21 protein-coding genes and 1 tRNA gene are annotated in these 19875 nt (G+C 68.8%); 8 read left to right on the forward strand and 14 right to left on the reverse strand.

Annotation, left to right across the window (positions count from 1 at the left end; all coding sequences use genetic code 11):
• Positions 1-6 precede the first annotated feature (6 nt).
• From QF037_RS23675 to QF037_RS23695, 5 genes are all read right to left on the reverse strand, one after another.
• Entirely contained in the window at positions 7-354 is a 348-nt protein-coding gene (locus QF037_RS23675; protein WP_266824702.1) for a rhodanese-like domain-containing protein, read from the reverse strand.
• Positions 355-457: 103 nt separating this feature from the next.
• Entirely contained in the window at positions 458-1303 is an 846-nt protein-coding gene (locus tag QF037_RS23680; RefSeq protein ID WP_307028405.1) for a J domain-containing protein, read from the reverse strand.
• Between the two features lie 46 nt (positions 1304-1349).
• Positions 1350-1508 (reverse strand): hypothetical protein, encoded by a 159-nt coding sequence (locus tag QF037_RS23685; RefSeq protein ID WP_307028406.1) that lies wholly within the window; start codon positions 1506-1508, stop codon positions 1350-1352.
• Positions 1509-1631: 123 nt separating this feature from the next.
• Positions 1632-3065, reverse strand: coding sequence for a DUF2252 domain-containing protein (locus QF037_RS23690; RefSeq protein WP_307028408.1), 1434 nt, complete (start codon positions 3063-3065; stop codon positions 1632-1634).
• Positions 3066-3223: 158 nt separating this feature from the next.
• Positions 3224-3583, reverse strand: coding sequence for a winged helix-turn-helix transcriptional regulator (locus QF037_RS23695; RefSeq protein ID WP_307028410.1), 360 nt, complete (start codon positions 3581-3583; stop codon positions 3224-3226).
• 109 nt (positions 3584-3692) lie between these two features.
• Here QF037_RS23695 and QF037_RS23700 point away from each other — a divergent pair, with 109 nt between their 5' ends.
• Entirely contained in the window at positions 3693-4346 is a 654-nt protein-coding gene (locus tag QF037_RS23700) for an FMN-dependent NADH-azoreductase (RefSeq protein ID WP_307028412.1), read from the forward strand.
• A 102-nt stretch (positions 4347-4448) separates the two neighbouring features.
• On the opposite strand, the gene QF037_RS23705 is transcribed toward QF037_RS23700, so the two are convergent.
• Positions 4449-4532, reverse strand: a tRNA-Leu gene (locus QF037_RS23705).
• Positions 4533-5006: 474 nt separating this feature from the next.
• Here QF037_RS23705 and QF037_RS23710 point away from each other — a divergent pair.
• The 6 genes from QF037_RS23710 (at position 5007) to pknB (ending at position 13223) form a co-directional block, all read left to right on the forward strand.
• The gene (locus tag QF037_RS23710) at positions 5007-5885 is read left to right on the forward strand and encodes an FhaA domain-containing protein (RefSeq protein WP_307028414.1); all 879 of its coding nucleotides are present in this window, start codon (positions 5007-5009) and stop codon (positions 5883-5885) included.
• Positions 5886-5895: 10 nt separating this feature from the next.
• Entirely contained in the window at positions 5896-6408 is a 513-nt protein-coding gene (locus QF037_RS23715) for an FHA domain-containing protein FhaB/FipA (protein ID WP_266824712.1), read from the forward strand.
• A 98-nt stretch (positions 6409-6506) separates the two neighbouring features.
• Positions 6507-8078 (forward strand): Stp1/IreP family PP2C-type Ser/Thr phosphatase, encoded by a 1572-nt coding sequence (locus QF037_RS23720; RefSeq protein WP_307037335.1) that lies wholly within the window; start codon positions 6507-6509, stop codon positions 8076-8078.
• Between the two features lie 27 nt (positions 8079-8105).
• A complete protein-coding gene (locus tag QF037_RS23725) occupies positions 8106-9548 on the forward strand; it encodes an FtsW/RodA/SpoVE family cell cycle protein (protein WP_307028416.1) in 1443 nt (480 codons plus the stop codon).
• Positions 9545-11020: a penicillin-binding transpeptidase domain-containing protein gene (locus QF037_RS23730; RefSeq protein ID WP_307028418.1), complete on the forward strand. Its 1476-nt coding sequence runs from the start codon at positions 9545-9547 to the stop codon at positions 11018-11020. The genes QF037_RS23725 and QF037_RS23730 overlap by 4 nt, the downstream gene beginning before the upstream one ends.
• Positions 11021-11189: 169 nt before the next feature.
• Positions 11190-13223: a Stk1 family PASTA domain-containing Ser/Thr kinase gene (pknB, locus tag QF037_RS23735; protein ID WP_307028420.1), complete on the forward strand. Its 2034-nt coding sequence runs from the start codon at positions 11190-11192 to the stop codon at positions 13221-13223.
• Between the two features lie 185 nt (positions 13224-13408).
• Here the strand turns inward: pknB and QF037_RS23740 are convergent, their stop codons facing one another.
• The 6 genes from QF037_RS23740 to QF037_RS23765 are packed head-to-tail and all read right to left on the reverse strand — an operon-like array spanning position 13409 to position 17589.
• Positions 13409-14149 carry a class E sortase gene (locus QF037_RS23740; protein WP_307028422.1) on the reverse strand — a complete coding sequence of 247 codons (741 nt, stop codon included), beginning with the start codon at positions 14147-14149 and terminating at the stop codon, positions 13409-13411.
• Positions 14150-14155: 6 nt separating this feature from the next.
• Complete coding sequence (locus tag QF037_RS23745; protein ID WP_307028424.1) at positions 14156-15262, reverse strand: class E sortase; 1107 nt, start codon at positions 15260-15262, stop codon at positions 14156-14158.
• Complete coding sequence (locus QF037_RS23750; protein ID WP_307028427.1) at positions 15259-15897, reverse strand: aminodeoxychorismate/anthranilate synthase component II; 639 nt, start codon at positions 15895-15897, stop codon at positions 15259-15261. Before QF037_RS23750 ends, QF037_RS23745 begins: the two co-directional genes overlap by 4 nt.
• Positions 15894-16091 (reverse strand): hypothetical protein, encoded by a 198-nt coding sequence (locus tag QF037_RS23755; protein ID WP_307028428.1) that lies wholly within the window; start codon positions 16089-16091, stop codon positions 15894-15896. Before QF037_RS23755 ends, QF037_RS23750 begins: the two co-directional genes overlap by 4 nt.
• A 16-nt stretch (positions 16092-16107) precedes the next feature.
• Entirely contained in the window at positions 16108-16791 is a 684-nt protein-coding gene (locus QF037_RS23760) for a class E sortase (RefSeq protein ID WP_307028430.1), read from the reverse strand.
• Between the two features lie 18 nt (positions 16792-16809).
• The gene (locus QF037_RS23765) at positions 16810-17589 is read right to left on the reverse strand and encodes a DUF881 domain-containing protein (protein ID WP_307028432.1); all 780 of its coding nucleotides are present in this window, start codon (positions 17587-17589) and stop codon (positions 16810-16812) included.
• Positions 17590-17730: 141 nt separating this feature from the next.
• On the opposite strand from QF037_RS23765, the gene crgA reads away from it, so the two are divergent.
• Complete coding sequence (gene crgA / locus QF037_RS23770) at positions 17731-17985, forward strand: cell division protein CrgA (protein ID WP_307028434.1); 255 nt, start codon at positions 17731-17733, stop codon at positions 17983-17985.
• Positions 17986-18243: 258 nt separating this feature from the next.
• Here the strand turns inward: crgA and QF037_RS23775 are convergent, their stop codons facing one another.
• Both QF037_RS23775 and QF037_RS23780 read right to left on the reverse strand, forming a co-directional pair.
• Positions 18244-19155: a rhomboid family intramembrane serine protease gene (locus QF037_RS23775; protein ID WP_307028435.1), complete on the reverse strand. Its 912-nt coding sequence runs from the start codon at positions 19153-19155 to the stop codon at positions 18244-18246.
• A 133-nt stretch (positions 19156-19288) separates the two neighbouring features.
• On the reverse strand, positions 19289-19822 hold the full coding sequence (locus QF037_RS23780; RefSeq protein ID WP_307028436.1) for a peptidylprolyl isomerase: 534 nt from the start codon (positions 19820-19822) through the stop codon (positions 19289-19291).
• Between the last annotated feature and the right edge of the window lie 53 nt (positions 19823-19875).

A 19875-nucleotide genomic window follows, 5' to 3' on the forward strand; every position in this document is an offset into this window, starting at 1 on the left:
CCCGACCTAGAGAACGAACGCCGGCGAACCGTTGTCCGTGACCATGGGACGGCCGGCGCCGTCCCAGGCCAGCATGCCGCCGTCGATGTTCACGGCGTCGATGCCCTGCTGGACCAGGTACTGGGTGACCTGCGCGGAGCGACCGCCGACGCGGCACATCACATAGGCCCGCCGACCGTCCGCCACCGCCTCGGTCACCTCGCCGAACCGGGCCACGAAGTCACTCATGGGCACGTGCAGCGCACCCTCGACATGCCCCGCGGCCCACTCGTCGGCCTCACGGACATCCAGAACGAGACCGTCGGCCGGAACACCGGCGACGTCGACCGAGGGCAGGGAAGCTCCGAAACTCATGGCCCGAGGCTACCTGAGCGACAGACGAGCCCCCGGCCGAGGGATCCGCGCACACCGCGGCGACATCCGACGTCCACAGGCGCCCGCCCGGCACACGGCCCGCCTACTGCCCGAGCAGCTCCGCCAGCTCGCGCTCCCGCTCCTCGAGCTGCGCCAGCAACTGCTCGGCGATCTCCTCCAGGAGCCGGTCGGGATCGTCCGGGGCCAGCCGCAGCATCGCCCCGATCGCGCTCTCCTCCAGCTCCCGCGCGACCACGCTGAGCAGCTCCTTGCGCCGGGAGAGCCACTCGAGGCGGGCGTAGAGCTCCTCGCTCGGCGTCGGCCCCTGCTCCGGCGGCTTCGGCCCGGCGGCCCACTCCTCGGCCAGCTCCCGCAGCAGCGGCTCGTCACCCCGGGCATAGGCGGCGTTGACCCGGGTGATGAACTCATCGCGGCGCGCCCGCTCGGTGTCGTCCTGCGCCAGGTCGGGGTGGGCCTTGCGGACCAGCTCACGGTAGAGCTTGCGGGCCTCGTCGCTGGGCCGCACCCGCTGCGGGGGCCGCACCGGCTGCTCCGTGAGCATCGCCACGGCCTCCGGGAACAGCCCGTCCCCGTCCATCCAGCCGTGGAACAGCTCTTCCACCGCCGGCATCGGCATCACCCGGGCACGGGCCTCGTCCGCCTTGCGCCGGTCCTCGGGGTCACCGGTGCGCTCGGCCGTGGCCTCGGCGATCTGGGCGTCCAGTTCGTCGAGCCGGGTGTACATCGGGCCGAGTCTCTGGTGGTGCAGCCGGGAGAAGTTCTCGACCTCGACCCGGAAGGTCTCCACCGCGATCTCGTACTCGATCAGCGCCTGCTCGGCGGCCCGCACGGCCCGCTCCAGCCGCTCCTCGGGCCGGGGCGCGCCATCCTCGGGCGCCGCCCGCGTACCGCCGGCGACACCACCCTGCTCAGCTTCCGGGGTCGTCACCCGACCAGCGTAGGCCACGGCCGGGTCGGCCCTCGGACGACCAGTGTCAGCCCCCACCCGCATCCGGGCAGTCCGCCGCCACCCACTGAGCCGCGAGGTCCCGGCACACGACGACCAGCGTCCCCGGCCGGCACACCACCTCATGGGCGCGGCCCCCGCCGTGCGGCAGCACCTCGTCGAGGCTCACGTCCCCCGGCGCGGCCACGTCACAGACCTCCGGGGCAGCTTCGCGAGGTAGGGCCGCGGGTCGATGATCCCCGTGATGTCCCCGTCCCGCCCGTCGAGATCCACGTACCTCACCGAAGAACCCGCACCGGCCGCAAGCCCCTCACGCCCCCGTCTCCGCCGCGAGCCTTCCCGACCGCACCGCCGCCACCAGGTCCGCGTGGTCCGCCTCCGTACGGTCGGCGTACGCCACGGCGAACGCGGCCATCGCCTCGTCCAGCTCCTCGCTCTTGCCGCAGTACCCGGCGACCAGGCGCGGGTCGGCGCTGTGCGAGTGGGCGCGGGCCAGCAGCGCCCCCGTCATACGGCCGTAGTCGTCTATCTGGTCGGCGGCGAGCGCGGCAGGGTCGACGCTGCCCTTGCGGTTGCGGAACTGCCGTACCTGGAACGGCCGTCCGTCCACCGACGTCCAGCCCAGCAGGATGTCACTGACGACCTGCATCCGCTTCTGTCCGAGGACGACCCGGCGGCCCTCGTGCTCGACGGCGGGCGCCTCGAACCCGGCGGTCACCAGGTGCGGCAGCAGCGCCGAGGGGCGGGCCTCCTTCACCTGGAGCACCAGCGGCTCATCGCGGTGGTCGAGGAGCAGCACGACGTACGACCGGGTGCCGACGCTGCCCGTACCGACGACCCGGAACGCGACGTCGTGCACCGCGTGCCGGGACAGCAGCGGAAGGCGGTCCTCGGAGAGCGACTCCAGGTACTCCTCCAGGGACCCGGCCACCGCCGCGGCCTCCGTGTCCGGCACGCGCCGCAGCACCGGCGGGGCGTCCACGAAGCGGCGCCCGCCGTCGCCGGTCTGCTCGGTCGACTTCGCCGCGAACCGTCCGCTGGTGTTGGCCCGCGCCTTCTCGGAGACCCGCTCCAGCGTGCCGACGAGATCGTGGGCATCGGTGTGGGAGACGAGCTCCTCGTCCGCGATGGCGTTCCAGGCGTCCAGCACCGGGAGCCCGGCCAGCAGCCGCATGGTGCGGCGGTAGGCGCCCACCGCGCCGTGCGCCGCACCGCGGCAGGTGTCCTCGTCCGCACCCGCCTCCCGGCCGGCGAGCACCAGCGAGGCCGCGAGCCGCTTGAGGTCCCACTCCCAGGGGCCCTGGACCGTCTCGTCGAAGTCGTTGAGATCGATGACCAGATCGCCACGCGCGTCCCCGTACAGACCGAAGTTGGCCGCGTGGGCGTCGCCGCAGATCTGGGCGCGGATCCCGGTCATGGGGGTGCGCGCCAGGTCGTAGGCCATAAGGCCCGCGGAGCCGCGCAGGAAGGCGAAGGGCGTGGCCGCCATCCGACCGACGCGCAGCGGGGTGAGTCCGGGGATGCGGTCGCGGTTGGACTCCTCGACCGCGTTCACCGCGTCGGGCCGCGAGCCGTCCAGGTCGAGCGCGGTGTGCGCACCACGCGGGACCCGCTTGCGCAGCGCCTTGCCCTCCTGCTTGGGAGACCCCTGCACCGGCCGCTCGGCGAAGCCCCGCACCCGCGGCAGCCTGCGCCCCGCGCCTGCGGAAACCTCGGCGGAAGCCTCCACCCCGACCTCGGTCATCGCGACCGCCTTCCCGAACCCGCACACGCCCGAACATCAACTCGTGCAGACCGTACAGCCGGTGGCCGAAACGCGTCAGGCCCTGTGGACAACCGCGCGCCTGTGGAAAACCGGCCCCGCAGCCGCCCTCCTCGGCACCCGACCCGCGTTGGAGGCCCTCAGCACCCGCCCCCGGGCCCCTTCGGCAAGTGCCGCTGCGCCCACTGCTTCAGCTCCGCGAACGCCGGCTCCAGCGCCGCCCCCGCCGCCGTCAGCCGGTACGACACCCGCAGCGGCGGCCCCTCGTCGACCTCGCGCAGCACGAGCCCCGCGGAGGCGAGCTCGGTCAGACGGTCGGACAGCATCCGCTCGCTGATACCGGGAATCGCCCGGCGCAGGTCGACAAAGTACGCCGGGCCCGGGGTCAGGACGGCCACGATCGGCCCGGTCCAGCGCTTCCCCAGCAACTGGAAGACACGGGTGATCCCGTCGTCCACCTGCTTGCAGGCCTCCGTGCCGTGCCTCTCCTCGACCGTCATACCTTTCAGAGTACTGCGCTCACGTACGGGGGTGAAAAAAAGTAAGTAGCTGTGTTATCAATAGCTGTGTACGAACTATTAGCCACGCACCGCTCGTCAGGAGACCCCCATGGCCACCCTGCTGCACATCGACTCCTCCGTGTTCCCCCACGGCGCCTCCTCGTCCCGCTCCGTCACGGACGCCTTCCGCAGGACCTGGGAGGAGCAGCACCCCGAGGGCACGGTGATCTACCGCGACCTCGCCACGGACCCCGTGCCGCACATCACCGCCGACGCCCACCTCGCCGGCTTCTCCGATCCCGCCACGCACACCCCTGAGCAGGCCGCCGCCTTCCACGCGCGCGTGCAGCTGATCGAGGAGCTGGAGGGGGCGGACGCCGTGCTGATCGGCGCCCCGATGTACAACTTCGCGATCCCCTCGACCCTCAAGGCCTGGCTGGACAACGTGATGCTCGTCGGCCGCACCTTCCTGACCGAGGACTCGAAGATCACCGGCACCCCGGTCACCGTCGTCGCCAGCCGCGGCGGCTCCTACGCGCCGGGCACTCCGCGCGAGGGCTTCGAGTACGTGCAGAACTACCTCCAGGCGGTACTCGGCGACTCCCTCGCCCTGGACGTCGACTTCATCGTCCCGGAGCTGACCATGGCCCCGCAGAACCCGGCGATGACCGAACTGGTCCCCCTCTACGAGGCCTCCCGCGCGCGTGCCCACCAGGACGCGGAGACCAGGGCGAAGCACCTCGCCCAGCGCGTGGCCGCGTAAGCCCGCGGCCGGGACCACGCCGTGTGATTGTCCTCACGGCGGACAGCGCCGGAGGACAACGCAAAAGCCCCGCAGGTCTGAGACCTGCGGGGCTTTCAGCTGTGCGCGAGGGGGGAGTTGAACCCCCACGCCCTTTCGGGCACTGGAACCTGAATCCAGCGCGTCTGCCTATTCCGCCACCCGCGCATTGGGTGTGTCTTCGGGCTGTTTCCCCTTGGGGTTGGCGCCTTCCGACACCCAGAACATTAGCACGCGAGCAGGGGTGGGTTCACATCCCTTATCCAGGGGCAGCAGCTCACCAGGGCCGTAGACATCCCGCACCGACCCGCCGTCCTTCCGGCTACGTATCAACACGTGTCTGTTCACGTATCAACCTCGTACCGGTACCGCCCGTCTCCCCAGTAGCCGGTCGGGGCGCACAGTCAGGTGCGGGACACTTGTCTGCGGCCGCCTCTACGATCCTTGACAGGAGGAGTCGGCCGGGGGAGTTCGAAGAGGAGCTCCACAGGGAACCTCGGAGGCGTCGACACCCGTCGACGAGGCCGACAGGGGGAACCAGCCGATTGACCGGCGCGTGGATACGATCAGTAAGCAGTACCAGGTAAGGCAGTACCCGCTCTGCGGGGTGCAGGACGGCAGCAGCTACGGAGGAGGTGCCCCATGGGAGTCCTGAAGAAGTTCGAGCAGCGCCTCGAAGGTCTGGTCAACGGCACCTTCGCCAAGGTGTTCAAGTCCGAGGTACAGCCCGTGGAGATCGCGGGAGCACTCCAGCGCGAGTGCGACAACAACGCGACCATCTGGAACCGCGACCGCACGGTCGTCCCCAACGACTTCATCGTGGAGTTGAGCACACCGGACTTCGAGCGCCTGAGCCCGTACTCCGGCCAGCTCGGCGACGAACTCGCCGGCATGGTGCGCGACTACGCCAAGCAGCAGCGCTACACCTTCATGGGCCCCATCAAGGTCCACCTGGAGAAGGCCGACGACCTCGACACCGGCCTGTACCGGGTGCGCAGCCGCACGCTCGCCTCCTCCACCGACCAGCAGGCCCCCGGCGCGGCCGCCCCGGCGGGCCGGCCCGCGGCCCCCGGCGGCTACGGCTCCGCGCCGGCCCCGGCTCCCGCCGGGGCCCCGGGCGCCCCGCCCATGCCGGCCGCGCCGCCGCCCGGCGGCCGCCCCGGCGGCTACGGGTACCCGCAGCCCGCGAGCGGTCAGCGGCCCCCTGTCGCACCCGCTCCCGCAGCCGCGGCAGGCGGACGCACCCGCCACTGGATCGAGATCAACGGCGCCCGCCATCAGATCTCCCGCGCGACGCTGGTGCTGGGCCGCAGCACCGAGGCCGACGTGCGGATCGACGACCCCGGCGTCTCCCGCCGGCACTGTGAGATCCGGACCGGAACGCCCTCGACAGTCCAGGATCTGGGATCCACCAACGGCATCGTGGTGGACGGACAGCACACCACCCGCGCTACGCTCCGCGACGGCTCGCGGATCGTCGTGGGCAACACCACCATCATTTACCGGCAAGCCGAAGGGTGAAGCGGGGGCAATGTCAGAGCTGACCCTCACGGTCATGCGGCTGGGTTTCCTAGCCGTACTGTGGCTGTTCGTGATCGTGGCCGTGCAGGTCATCCGCAGCGACCTGTTCGGTACGCGTGTCACCCAGCGCGGGGCCAGGCGAGAGGCCGCACGGCCGCAGCAGGCCCAGCGCCAACAGGCGCCCCCGCAGCAGCGCCAGCAGCCCGCCGCCGGCCGTCGCGGCCGTAACGCCCCCAGCAAGCTGGTCGTCAGCGAGGGCACCCTCACGGGCACCACCGTCGCGCTCCAGGGCCAGACCATCACGCTGGGCCGGGCGCACGACAGCACCATCGTGCTGGACGACGACTACGCCTCCAGCAGGCACGCCAGGATCTACCCGGACCGGGACGGCCAGTGGATCGTCGAGGACCTCGGATCCACCAACGGCACCTATCTGGACCGGAGTCGGCTGACGACCCCCACACCGATTCCGCTGGGCGCGCCGATCCGCATCGGCAAGACCGTCATCGAGCTGCGGAAGTAGTGCTACATCATGAATAGGCGCGAGCGGAGCGAGCACGCGGAGTGGGCCCCCACCCCGGGCCCCGGCGCGCTCCCGACCGGAGGGTGGGCACCGTGCGGATGTATCCGGAGCCGACGGGCGAGGTGCGCATGAGTCTGTCACTGCGCTTCGCCGCCGGATCGCACAAAGGCATGATCCGGGAGGGCAACGAGGACTCCGGATACGCCGGTCCGCGCCTGCTCGCCATCGCCGACGGCATGGGCGGCGCCGCCGCCGGTGAGGTCGCCTCCTCCGAGGCCATCTCCACCATCGTCGCCCTCGACGACGACGTCCCCGGCTCCGACGTCCTCACCTCCCTCGGCACCGCGGTCCAGCGCGCCAACGACCAGCTGCGCTCCCTGGTCGAGGAGGACCCCCAGCTCGAGGGCATGGGCACCACGCTCACCGCCCTGCTGTGGACCGGCCAGCGCCTCGGCCTCGTCCATGTCGGCGACTCGCGCGCGTACCTGCTCCGCGACGGCGTCCTCACCCAGATCACACAGGACCACACCTGGGTGCAGCGCCTGGTCGACGAGGGCCGCATCACCGAGGAAGAGGCCACCACCCACCCGCAGCGCTCCCTGCTGATGCGCGCGCTGGGCAGCGGCGAGCACGTCGAGCCCGACCTCTCCATCCGTGAGGTCCGCGCCGGCGACCGCTACCTGATCTGCTCCGACGGGCTGTCCGGAGTCGTCTCCCACCAGACGCTCGAGGACACCCTCGCCAGCTACCAGGGACCCCAGGAGACCGTGCAGGAGCTGATCCAGCTCGCGCTGCGCGGCGGCGGCCCCGACAACATCACGGTCATCGTCGCCGACGTACTGGACCTGGACACCGGGGACACCCTCGCCGGGCAGCTCTCCGACACCCCGGTCGTCGTCGGCGCGGTCGCCGAGAACCAGCAGCACCCACTGCACGACAACGGCATCATGCAGACCCCCGCGGGCCGCGCCTCCGGGCTCGGCCGCCAGCTGCCCGGACAGGGCGGGGGCGGACAGTTCGGCCCGCCCGGCTCCGGCGACGTCACCGGCTTCATCCCCACCGACGGCTTCGGCGACTACAGCGACGAGGACTTCGTCAAGCCCCGCAAGGGCCGCAAGTGGCTGAAGAGATCCTTCTACATCGCCCTCACGCTCGCCGTCGTCGGCGGCGGCCTCTACGGCGGCTGGCGCTGGACCCAGACCCAGTACTACGTGGCCGCCAACGACGAGCACGTGGCGCTGTACCGGGGCATCAGCCAGGACCTGGCCTGGGTGTCGCTGTCGAAGGTGGAGAAGGACCACCCCGAGATCGAACTCAAGTACCTGCCGCCGTACCAGCAGAAGCTCGTCGAGGGCACCATCGCCGAAGGCGACCTCAAGACCGCCCAGAAGAAGATCGACGAACTCTCCCTGCAGGCCTCCGCGTGCAAGAAGCGCGCCGAACAGCAGGCCGCCGAGAGCGAGCAGAACTCCAAGACCGGCGAGGGCGAGGCCGGAGGCACCACGGGAACCACCAAGACCTCCCTCACGTCCAAGGCCTCACCGACCCCGTCCACCTCGACCTCACCGTCCCCGAACGCTTCCGCCTCCCCGACCGCGCCCACTCCCACCCCCGGCCCCACCCTCTCGGACGAAGAGAAGCAGGTCGTCGGGCAGTGCGGTACGCAGTAGGCAAGCCGTGAGAGGCCCTGTCACACGATGAGCAGTACTTCCAACACGTCGACGCACCACACGTCCACGATCGGCTCGATCGGCACACCGAGCCGACGCAACACCGAGCTCGCGCTGCTGGTGTTCGCCGTGGTCATCCCGGTGTTCGCCTACGCCAACGTAGGCCTCGCCATCAACGACGAGATGCCCACCGGCCTGCTGGGCTACGGCCTGGGCCTCGCCCTGCTCGCGGGCGTCGGCCATCTCGTCGTACGGAAATTCGCGCCGTACGCGGACCCGCTGATGCTGCCGCTGGCCACCTTGCTGAACGGGCTCGGCCTGGTCGTCATCTGGCGTCTGGACCAGTCGAAGCGGCTCCAGCAGAGCCCCCTCTACGTCGAGGCCGCGCCGCGCCAGCTGCTCTACTCCGCGCTGGGCGTCGCCCTGTTGGTGGCCGTGCTCATCTTCCTGAAGGACCATCGCGTCCTGCAGCGCTACACCTACATCTCCATGGCCGGCGCGCTGTTCCTGCTGGTCCTGCCGCTCGTGCCGGGACTCGGCGCGAACATCTACGGCGCCAAGATCTGGATCAAGATCCCGGGCCTCGGCACGGTCCAGCCCGGTGAGTTCGCGAAAATCGCCCTGGCGGTGTTCTTCGCCGGCTACCTCATGGTCAAGAGAGACGCCCTGGCGCTGGCCAGCCGCCGCTTCATGGGCCTGTACCTGCCCCGCGGCCGCGACCTCGGCCCGATCATCGTCGTCTGGATGATCTCGATCCTCATCCTGGTCTTCGAGACCGACCTCGGTACATCCCTGCTGTTCTTCGGGATGTTCATCATCATGCTGTACGTCGCCACCGAGCGGACCAGCTGGATCGTCTTCGGTCTGCTGATGTCCGCGGCCGGCGCGGTCGGCGTGGCCAGCTTCGAACCGCACGTCCAGCAGCGCGTCCAGGCCTGGCTCGACCCGATGAAGGAGTACACGCTCTCCCGTCAGGGCGTCGGGGGCCACACCGAACAGTCCATGCAGGCCCTGTGGGCCTTCGGCTCCGGCGGCACCCTCGGCACCGGTCTCGGGCAGGGCAACTCCGACCTCATCGGCTTCGCCGCCAACTCCGACTTCATCCTCGCCACGTTCGGCGAGGAGCTGGGCCTGGCAGGCGTCATGGCGATCCTGTTGCTCTACGGGCTGATCGTCGAGCGCGGTGTGCGTACGGCCCTCGCGGCCCGCGACCCGTTCGGCAAGCTGCTGGCCGTCGGTCTGTCCGGCGCCTTCGCCCTCCAGGTCTTCGTCGTGGCCGGCGGCGTCATGGGCCTCATCCCGCTGACCGGTATGACGCTGCCGTTCGTGGCCTACGGCGGTTCGTCCGTCATCGCCAACTGGGCGCTGATCGGCATCCTGCTGCGCATCAGCGACACCGCACGCCGTCCGGCGCCCGCGCCCGCCCCCAGCCCCGACGCCGAGATGACCCAGGTGGTCCGCCCGTCATGAACAAGCCCCTGCGCCGGATCGCGATCTTCTGCGGCCTCCTCGTCATGGCCCTGCTCATCCGTGACAACTGGCTCCAGTACGTCAAGGCCGACGAGCTGAGGACCGACAGCGACAACCGCCGGGTCGCCATCGAGCGGTACGCCACCCCGCGCGGCGACATAATCGTCGACGGCAAGGCCATCACCGGCCACACCGAGACCACCAGCGGCGACTTCAAGTTCAAGCGCACCTACAAGGACGGCGCCATGTGGGCGCCCGTCACGGGCTTCGTCTCGCAGGCCTACGGCGCCAACCAGCTGGAGTACCTCGAGGACGGCATCCTCACCGGCAACGACGACCGGCTCTTCTTCCGCAACACCCTGGACATGATCACGGGCAAGCCGAAGGAGGGCGGCAACGTCGTCACCACCCTCAACGCCGCCGCCCAGAAGGCCGCGTACGACGGCCTCAAGGAGCGCGGCAAGGGCGCGGTCGTCGCTCTCGAACCGTCCACCGGCAAGATCCTGGCGATGGCCTCCTACCCGTCGTACGACCCCGGGACGATCGCCGGCGGCGGCGAGTCGGACGAGAAGGCCTGGAAGGCCCTCGACAAGAAGAACAACCCCGCCGACCCGATGCTCAACCGGGCCCTGCGCGAGGTCTACCCGCCCGGCTCCACCTTCAAGGTCGTCACCGCGGCCGCCGCGCTGGAGAACGGCCTGTACGACGACGCCGACGAAGAGACGGACTCTCCGCTCCCCTGGGTCATGACGGGCACCAGGACCGAGCTGAAGAACGAGGGCAACATCCCCTGCGAGAACGCCACGCTCCGCGAGGCGCTGCGGGTGTCCTGCAACACTGTCTTCGGCAAGATCGGCGCTGACCTCAAGAACGACAAGATGCTGGAAGAGGCCAAGAAGTTCGGCTTCACCGAGGAGCAGTTCACGCCGGTCCGCTCCAGCGCCTCCGTCTTCTCGGACGACATGGAGCCCTCGCAGGTCGCCCTGTCCTCCATCGGCCAGTTCAACACCGCCGCGACCCCGCTGCAGATGGCCATGGTCGCCTCCGCGGTCGCCAACGACGGCACCCTCATGAAGCCGTACATGGTCGACGAACTCCAGGCCAGCAATGTCGACGTCATCGAGAAGACCGACCCGGAGCAGTACAGCCAGCCGCTGTCGGCGAAGAACGCGCAGATCCTGCAGTCGATGATGGAGACGGTCGTCGAGAAGGGCACCGGTACGACCGCCAAGATCGGCGGCGGCGTCACGGTCGGCGGCAAGACGGGTACGGCCCAGCACGGCGAGAACAACAGCAAGAACCCGTACGCCTGGTTCATCTCGTACGCCAAGCTCGCCGACGGCAGCAAGCCGGTCGCCGTGGCCGTGGTCGTCGAGGACGAGAACGCGGTCCGCGAGAACATCTCCGGAAGCGGCCTCGCGGCGCCCATCGCCAAGAGCGTGATGGAGGCGGTCATCAACTCCAACAAGTGACCCCGATCACGTCCCCTTCACATCGGTGCACGTTGCGATACCGGTCCTGTATCGGGTGACGGGCTTGGCCAGGTCACACAAAGCCAGCCGGGTACGGTAGGCCCGGACGGCAGCCTCCGACCGCACACCAGTGCCGGTCGGGACCGACGGAGAGGGCTGGTAGGTAGCTATGGAAGAGCCGCGTCGCCTCGGCGGCCGGTACGAGCTGGGCCAGGTGCTCGGCCGTGGTGGCATGGCGGAGGTCTACCTCGCGCATGACACCCGGCTCGGCCGCACCGTGGCGGTGAAGACGCTGCGCGCGGATCTCGCACGCGACCCGTCCTTCCAGGCCCGGTTCCGCCGGGAGGCCCAGTCGGCCGCCTCGCTCAACCATCCCGCGATCGTCGCGGTCTACGACACGGGTGAGGACTACATCGACGGGGTCTCGATCCCGTACATCGTGATGGAGTACGTCGACGGCTCCACGCTCCGTGAGCTGCTGCACTCCGGCCGCCGGCTGCTGCCGGAGCGCACGCTGGAGATGACGATCGGCATCCTCCAGGCCCTGGAGTACTCCCACCGGGCCGGCATCGTCCACCGTGACATCAAGCCGGCCAACGTCATGCTCACGCGCAACGGCCAGGTCAAGGTCATGGACTTCGGCATCGCCCGCGCCATGGGCGACTCCGGCATGACGATGACCCAGACCTCGGCGGTCATCGGCACGGCCCAGTACCTCTCGCCGGAGCAGGCGAAGGGCGAGCAGGTCGACCAGCGCTCCGACCTCTACTCGACGGGCTGCCTCCTCTACGAGCTCCTGACGGTACGCCCGCCCTTCGTGGGCGACTCCCCCGTGGCCGTGGCCTACCAGCACGTCCGCGAGGAGCCGCAGCCCCCGTCGGTCTTCGACCCCGAGCTCACGCCCGAGATGGACGCCATCGTCCTCAAGGCCCTGGTCAAGGACCCGAACTACCGCTACCAGTCCGCCGACGAGATGCGCATCGACATCGAGGCGTGCCTGGACGGCCAGCCGGTGGCGGCCACCGCGGCGATGGGCTCGGTCGGCTACGGCGCCTACCCGGACGACCAGCCGACCACCGCCCTGCGCTCCACGGACGCCGGCGCCACGTCGATGCTCCCGCCCATGAACCCGGACGACCCGGGCTACGGCGGCTACGACGACCGCCCCGACCGTCGCCGCCAGCAGAAGAAGAACAACACCTCGACGATCCTGCTGGTCGTCGCGGCGGTGCTGGTCCTGATCGGCGCGATCCTGATCGGGAAGTGGGCGTTCAAGGGGAACAACAGCGCGGACGACAAGGTGGCGGTACCGACCTTCGTCGGTGAGACGCTGAAGAGCGCCAAGACCATGGCGTTGAACAGTGACCTGACGCTGGCCACCACCGAGAAGACCTGCGAGAAGCAGCCCAAGGGCAACATCTGCGAGCAGGACGTCGACCCGGGAACCAAGGTCGAGAAGAAGTCCACGATCAACGTGGTGGTCTCGACGGGTGCCCCGAAGGTCACCGTGCCGAGCGTCATCGGCGACCAGTTCGACGACGCCAAGGCAAGGCTTGAGGGCGAAGACTTCGGGCTGGTTGTCAAGAAGAAGGAGAAGGAGTCCACGGAGGAAGCGGGCTCCGTCCTTGACCAGGACCCGGTATTCAACAAGCAGGTCGAGAAGGGTTCGACGATCACCCTGACGGTCGCCACCGAGATCCAGAAGTCGACCGTCCCGGACGTCAACGGCTTGAGCTGCGACGACGCCAAGGCACGGATGGTGGAGAGCAACCTCACCGGCAACTGTGTGACCGACGCGGAAACCGATGACGACAACCTGGTCGACAAGGTCGTCAGCACCGACCCGGGGATCGGCAACTCGGTCGACAAGAACTCGACGGTGACGATCCACCTCGGCAAGAAGACCGAGAAGGCCAAGGTCAAGGTCCCGAACGTCGTCCAGAAGACGGTGGGAGAGGCCAAGCAGATCCTGCGGGCCCAGGGCTTCAACAACATCCAGTTCGCCAACGGCAGCGATCAGAGCGACACCGCGTTCGTCGTCGACCAGGACCCTGACCAGGGCAACGAGGTCGACGACCCGGCAGGCACGTCGATCACCCTGACGACCGTCAGTGTCGGCGGCAACAACAACGGCGGCGGAAACAACGGCGGAGGCACCTTCTTCGGCGGCACGACCGGAACGGCGGCCCGCACCGAGGACTGATCCCTGCTCGACCCCGTCTGAGGGGCTGGTCGCTCCAAGCGACCAGCCCCTCAGCGCTTTCGAGGGTGGCGCAGACCACAAAGGTCTACCGCCCGAAGCCTCCAGGCTGCGGCTGAACAAAGAAAAGCGCTGTCTCCCCTTTTCGTCGGGGAGGCAGCGCTTTTCATTCTCGTCCGGATAACCGGTCAGCGCAGTTCCTTCGGCAAGGTCCGCTCGCTGTCCACCTTCTCCACCCGCACCAGTTCCCCCCACACCACATACCGGTACCGCGACGTGTACACCGGCGTGCAGGTGGTCAGCGTGATGTACTTGCCGGCCTTCTTCTTGCCGGACTCCTTCGGGACGGCGCCCAGGACCTTGACGTTGTACTTCGAGGTCTCCGGAAGGATCGCGTACGCCTTGTAGACGTACCACTTGTCCTTCGTCTCGAAGACGATCGGGTCGCCCTTCTCGATCTTGTCGATGTTGTGGAACTTGGCGCCGTGACCGTCGCGATGGGCCGCGAGGGAGAAGTTGCCGTCCTTGCCGGACATCGGCAGCGTCGCCTTGACCGGGTCGGTGTAGTAGCCGGCGACACCGTCGTTGAGCTGCTTCGCCGACGTTCCCTTCTCGACGAGGACCTCACCGTTCTTCATCGCGGGGACATGCAGGAAGCCGATGCCGTTCTTCGTGTTCAGCGCGCCCGGCCCCGTGTCCTGGGCCCAGTTGTCGCGGACCTTGTCGGCCTGTTTGCCCGCCGCGCGGTCGGCGATGACGTTCGTCCACCACAGCGAGTAGACGACGAACAGGCCGAGGATCAGACCCGCCGTGATGAGGAGTTCACCGAAGACACTGACCGCCGTGGCGATCGGGCCCATGCCGCGGCGGCGCGGGGCGTGGGTGGTGTCGGTGACCTCTTGCTGCTCCGCGGTCGCTGCCACTTTCATCTGCCCTTACTGGACGAGCGCATCCGGCTTGCCCTTGCTGCGCGGCCGTTCCTCGACCATCTTGCCCCAGACGATCAACCGGTACTTGCTGGTGAACTCCGGCGTGCAGGTCGTCAGGGTGATGTAACGGCCCGGCTCGGTGAAACCCGACTGCGGAGGAACCGGATTGAGCACGCTTGTGTTGCTCGGCGCCGTCACCGGCAGCGACGACGTCATCTTGTAGACGAAGTAGTCGTCCTGTGTCTCCACGACGATCTCGTCGCCCGCGCTGAGCTTGTTGATGTACCGGAACGGCTCGCCATGCGTGTTTCGATGCCCCGCGAGCCCGAAGTTCCCGGACTTCGCGCTCGGCATCGCCGTCTTCAGCGCACCCTCCGAGTAATGCCCGACCATGCCCCGGTCGAGCACCTTCTTGTTGCTGACGCCCTCCGCTATCGGCACGACCACGTCCAGCTTGGGAATGTGCAGCAGCGCGAACCCCTGCCCCGGCTCGAACTCACCCGGCGCCCGCTTCCCGCTCGCCCACTCGTTCTGAAGCGTGCTCGCCTCCCTGCCGGCCTGCGCGTGCGCCCGCACGTTCGTCCACCACAGCTGGTAGGTGACGAACAGGAGCATCAGGACGCCGGTCGTGATGAACACCTCACCGACCGCCCGGCTCGCCAGCACCGCCGGGCCGGGCTTGTTCGCCCGCGCCTGCCGCCGGGCCTCGACACGGGAGAGCGGAGCCGACGACTTCCCGTCGTCCGACGCCTCCGCCGACTCGACGGAAGGCCTCGCTCCACCCCCATGACGCCCACCACGGCGCTTGGCGGCCTTTCTCCGGGCCGCACGGCCCCCCGCAGGGGTTCCGGGGGCTCCTGTGGTGGACGAGGCGTCAGACACCGGTCCAGACGCCGGTACGGATCCGCCCATGCGCGTCAGCGGCGGCTCCGGTATCCGCAGCGCCACCGTCTCGTCGTCGGCAGGCGGCACCCAGGGCTCATCCACACCCGCCCCGCCGCCGCCCGTGTCGTACGACGCGCTGTCGTACCAGTCCCCAAGCGCACCGGCATCCTCGTACGACTGCTTCCCGTACGAGGTCCCGGACTCGCGCTCGGGGCGCAGTGCGGTCACGCCGAGGCCCTGCCCACCACCGGGGCCAGCCCCGCGCTTCGCGCCACCGCACCCTGGTCGCCGCACTCCACCAGCCAGTTGGCCAGCATCCGGTGCCCGTGTTCCGTCAGCACCGACTCGGGGTGGAACTGCACACCCTCGATCCGCAGTTCACGGTGGCGCAGCCCCATGATGATCCCGTCGTGGGTCCGCGCGGTCACCTCCAGCTCGGCCGGCACCGTCTCCGGCTCGGCAGCGAGCGAGTGATAGCGGGTCGCCGTGAAAGGCGTCGGCAGACCCGCGAAGACACCCTTGCCCTCGTGCTCCACCAACGACGTCTTGCCGTGCAGCAGCTCCGGCGCCCGGTCCACGACACCGCCGTACGCCACCTGCATCGACTGCATCCCCAGGCACACACCGAAGACGGGCACCCCGGTGGCCGCGCAGTGGCGGACCATCTCGACGCAGACGCCCGCCTCCTCCGGCGTCCCCGGACCCGGCGACAGCAGCACACCGTCGAAGCCGTCCTGGGCGTGCGCCGTCGACACCTCGTCGTTGCGCAGCACCTCGCACTCGGCGCCCAGCTGGTACAGGTACTGCACCAGGTTGAAGACGAAGCTGTCGTAGTTGTCGACGACAAGAATCCGCGCACTCACTGGTTGTCCACCGTCACATCGTTGAAGGGCAGCAGCGGTTCGGCCCACGGGAAGACGTACTGGAAAAGGACGTAGACCACAGCAAGCACCAGCACGAGTGAGATGAAAGCCCTCACCCACGCGTTCCCTGGCAGATGCCGCCAGATCCAGCCGTACATGCCGTCCCTTCCGTCGCACCACGGCACCAGACTCACGCCGTACCGCACCAGACTAACGGCGCAGGGCCGTCGGCTTCCCTTTCTCCACAGGCTGTGTGGAGTCCAGATGCGCCCACACGATCAGCCGGTGACTGTGCCCCCACTCCGGATCGCACGTGGTCAGGGTGAGATAGCGGCCCGAGCGCGTATACCCCGACTTACGTGGCACAGGATCGATCACCTCAACGTCCGTGGGCACGGTTTTGTAGGGGCCTTTGTCGATCCGATACGTGAACCAGGTCGTCCCGTCCGTCAGCACCACCGCGTCCCCGCGCCGCAGCTTGGGGAAGTCCTTGAAGGGGTCGCCGTACGTACGCCGGTGACCGGCCACCGAGAAGTTGCCTTTCTCCCCGAGCCGCGCCGTCCGCGCGTAGTGTCCGAGCCCCTTCTTCAGGGTGCCGACGGCCGTCCCCTCCAGCACGGGCTTGTTCCACGTGAAACCAAGCCGGGGGATGTACATGATCGCGAAGGGCTTGCCGCTCTTGTACGCCGTCGGCTCCGGCGTTCCGGACGGGGCGCCCCCCGTGGGCTGCCGCACGCTCCCCTTCGACCACTGGTCCTGCAACTGGTCGATCTGCTCGCCCATGACGTCGTCGGCCTTCACGCCGGTCCAGAACAGCACGTAGACGACGAAGAGCACGATGACCGTGCCGACGGTGATGCAGAGTTCGCTGACGGTCCTGACGACGACACGCACCGGCGGCTCCAGGAAGGCCTACTCCACAGGCTTGGCGTACTGCAGATCCACTGTGCCCGAGTAGCCGGGCAGAGTCACCGTCCCTTCGTCCTCGACTTTCCAGCCGAGTCCGTAGACGTTGACGTACACCATGTAGTTCTGGATCGCCGGGCTCGCCGCGAGCGACGTCCGCAGCTTCTCCGGGTCCCCGATCGCCGTGATCTTGTACGGCGGTGAGTAGACCCGGCCCTGGAGGATGAGCGTGTTGCCCACGCAGCGCACCGCGCTGGTGGAGATCAGCCGCTGGTCCATGACCTTGATGCCCTGGGCGCCGGCCTGCCACAGCGCGTTCACCACGGCCTGCAGGTCCTGCTGGTGGATGACCAGGTAGTCGGGCTGCGGCTCGGGATAGCCGGGGAGCTTGGCGGTGGCGTCCGGCGGGGCGTCGTTGAGCGTGACGGAGATCGCCTCGCCCTTCAGCTTCTGCATCCCCGCCTTCTTCTCCAGCGCCGCCAGCTTGTCGTCCTCTGCCTTCGTGCTGCCGTCGTCCCGCTCGGCCAGCGCCTCGACGTCGTCCCTGAGCGTCCCGGTGGTCTCGTCCAGCTGACCGTTCTTGTGGCTGCGCTCCAGGATGAGGTCGGACAACTTCAGCAGCGAGGCATCCGTACGGATATTTGTGCCCTTGGCCGTATTGAAGCTGGTGAAGAAAATGAGGCCCGCGAGAGCGAAGACGGCCACCGTGAGCAGCCGCACGGGCCGGAAACCCCGTCTGCGGACAGGGCTGGATCCGGCCTGGGGGGAGTCGGCAGAATTGCTCAACGTACCCTTATCTCCTTCGGCGCCGCGGAAGCACTACGCTAACGGACGCCCGGGGGAGCACTCAGTGTCCCCTTGTACGCTGCCCCGAGCCCGACCTAGTTACCTGCGCGGCCACGCAGCGCATCGACAGGAGAGACCCTCGTGCCGAAGTCACGTATCCGCAAGAAGGCCGATTACACGCCGCCGCCTGCGAAGCAGGCGACCAGCATCAAGCTGACCAACCGCGCCTGGGTCGCACCCGTCATGTTGGCCCTGTTCGTCATCGGGCTGGCCTGGATCGTCGTCTTCTATGTGACGGACGGCTCGCTGCCCATCGACTCGCTCGACAACTGGAACATCGTGGTGGGCTTCGGCTTCATCGCCGCGGGATTCGGCGTCTCCACGCAGTGGAAGTAGTGGCTGCTTCGCGGTGAACACAGCTCTGCCCAGGGCTATCCGCTGAGTTATCCACAACGTTTTCCACAGTGGGGAAAAAGAACGACGATCTGTGGATAACCCATCCAGTGTTGACGCCGGTGTGACGGAACTACCGGTCACCCGAAAGCATGTTCGCCCCCTGTCCGACCTGCGGAAACACAGGTCAGCGACAGGGGGCACGCTTGTTCGCGCACACTATGCACAAGATTCGCCACCCGCTGTGGACAACTGTCCCGCTCAGGTGAGCTGAGCCGTCCTCACCAGCGTCAATACGACGACCAGGGCCAGGACCAGGGCGCAGGTGCCGTACTGGATCAGGGCCCGTCGTTCGCGCGGGGCGTGCACCATGGCGTAGCCGATGACCACGCCTCCGGCGAGGCCGCCGATGTGGGCCTGCCAGGAGATGTCGAACGCCGGGTTGAAGGTGAAGATCAGGTTGATCACCAGGAGCGCGATGATCGGCCGCATGTCGTAGTTGAGCCGGCGCATCAGGACGGCGGTGGCGCCGAACAGGCCGAAGATGGCGCCGGAGGCGCCGAGCGTGGCCGTGGTCGGGGACGTCAGCAGATAGGCGAGGACGCTGCCGGCCAGGCCGGACACCAGGTAGAGCGCGAGGTAGCGGGCGCGGCCGAGGGCCGCCTCCAGTGGGCCGCCGAGCCACCACAGGCTCAGCATGTTGAAGGCGATGTGCCAGATCTCCTGGTGCGTGAACATCGAGGTGACCAGGCGGTACCACTGGCCGTCCGCGACGCCCTCGGTGGCCGTGAAGGGTGGCGGCGGCCAGGCGCCGATCAGGACGAGATCGCTGAGCATTGAGTCCGAGGCCCGGACGGCGATGAACACGGCGAGGTTGATCCCGAGGAGGATCTTGGTGACCAGCCGGGGGTCGGCGGCGACCGTGCCGCCGGCGATCGTGCGGGGCATCGCGGCGTCGGGGCGGTGGCCGGTGCCGGAGTCGCCGCGGACGCAGTCGGGGCACTGGAAGCCGACGGAGGCGCTGACCATGCACTCCGGGCAGATCGGGCGTTCGCAGCGGGTGCAGCGGATGCCGGTCTCGCGGTCGGGGTGGCGGTAGCAGCCGGGCGGGCCCTCGGCTTGCTGGGGGCCCTGGTCCTCCGGGCCCTGTGGGCTGCCTGGCGCCTGGTCCATCGGGGTCCCCTAAGTCGTCGTATGCAATGAAACCGCCCCGCCCATCCTTACGGACGAGCGGGGCGTTTGGTTCCCTGGTGGGCCCGGCGCCGACGGGCCGGGCGTTCGCCTCGGCCCGTGCGGGGCTCGGTGATCAGTCCTTGCGGGTCTCGACGAGGACCGACTCGATGACGACGTCGTTGAGCGGGCGGGAGGTGCGCGGATTGGTCTGTGTGCCCGCGATGGCGTCGACGACCTTCTGGCTGGCCGCGTCGGTGACCTCGCCGAAGATGGTGTGCTTGCGGTTCAGCCATGCCGTGGTGCCGACCGTGACGAAGAACTGCGAGCCGTTGGTACCCGGTCCGGCGTTGGCCATGGCCAGCAGATAGGGCCTGTCGAAGGAGAGGTCCGGGTGGAACTCGTCCTTGAACTGGTAGCCAGGGCCGCCGGTGCCGTTGCCGAGCGGGTCACCGCCCTGGATCATGAAGCCGCTGATGACCCGGTGGAAGACTGTGCCGTCGTAGAGCTTGGCCGTGGACTTCTCGCCGGTGGTGGGGTTGGTCCACTCGCGCCGGCCGGTGGCGAGCTCGACGAAGTTCTTGACCGTCATCGGCGCGTGATTCGGGAAGAGCCGGACCTCGATGTCGCCGTGGTTGGTCCTGAGGGTGGCGTAGAGCTGCTCGGCCACGATCTGCCTTCCGTTGTTTCTGTAACTCCCCCGATCCTTGCACGGTCGACGCG

The sequence above is a fragment of the Streptomyces canus genome, assembly GCF_030815415.1.
Taxonomy (GTDB): domain Bacteria; phylum Actinomycetota; class Actinomycetes; order Streptomycetales; family Streptomycetaceae; genus Streptomyces; species Streptomyces canus_F.

Bases quoted from the DNA above. Each gene is read 5' to 3' on its own strand.
- QF037_RS23675 (WP_266824702.1), bottom strand. From the start codon at position 354: ATGAGTTTCGGAGCTTCCCTGCCCTCGGTCGACGTCGCCGGTGTTCCG.
- QF037_RS23690 (WP_307028408.1), bottom strand. From the start codon at position 3,065: ATGACCGAGGTCGGGGTGGAGGCTTCCGCCGAGGTTTCCGCAGGCGCG.
- QF037_RS23695 (WP_307028410.1), bottom strand. From the start codon at position 3,583: ATGACGGTCGAGGAGAGGCACGGCACGGAGGCCTGCAAGCAGGTGGAC.
- QF037_RS23700 (WP_307028412.1), top strand. From the start codon at position 3,693: ATGGCCACCCTGCTGCACATCGACTCCTCCGTGTTCCCCCACGGCGCC.
- QF037_RS23710 (WP_307028414.1), top strand. From the start codon at position 5,007: ATGGGAGTCCTGAAGAAGTTCGAGCAGCGCCTCGAAGGTCTGGTCAAC.
- QF037_RS23715 (WP_266824712.1), top strand. From the start codon at position 5,896: ATGTCAGAGCTGACCCTCACGGTCATGCGGCTGGGTTTCCTAGCCGTA.
- QF037_RS23720 (WP_307037335.1), top strand. From the start codon at position 6,507: ATGTATCCGGAGCCGACGGGCGAGGTGCGCATGAGTCTGTCACTGCGC.
- QF037_RS23725 (WP_307028416.1), top strand. From the start codon at position 8,106: ATGAGCAGTACTTCCAACACGTCGACGCACCACACGTCCACGATCGGC.
- QF037_RS23730 (WP_307028418.1), top strand. From the start codon at position 9,545: ATGAACAAGCCCCTGCGCCGGATCGCGATCTTCTGCGGCCTCCTCGTC.
- pknB (WP_307028420.1), top strand. From the start codon at position 11,190: ATGGAAGAGCCGCGTCGCCTCGGCGGCCGGTACGAGCTGGGCCAGGTG.
- QF037_RS23740 (WP_307028422.1), bottom strand. From the start codon at position 14,149: ATGAAAGTGGCAGCGACCGCGGAGCAGCAAGAGGTCACCGACACCACC.
- QF037_RS23775 (WP_307028435.1), bottom strand. From the start codon at position 19,155: ATGGACCAGGCGCCAGGCAGCCCACAGGGCCCGGAGGACCAGGGCCCC.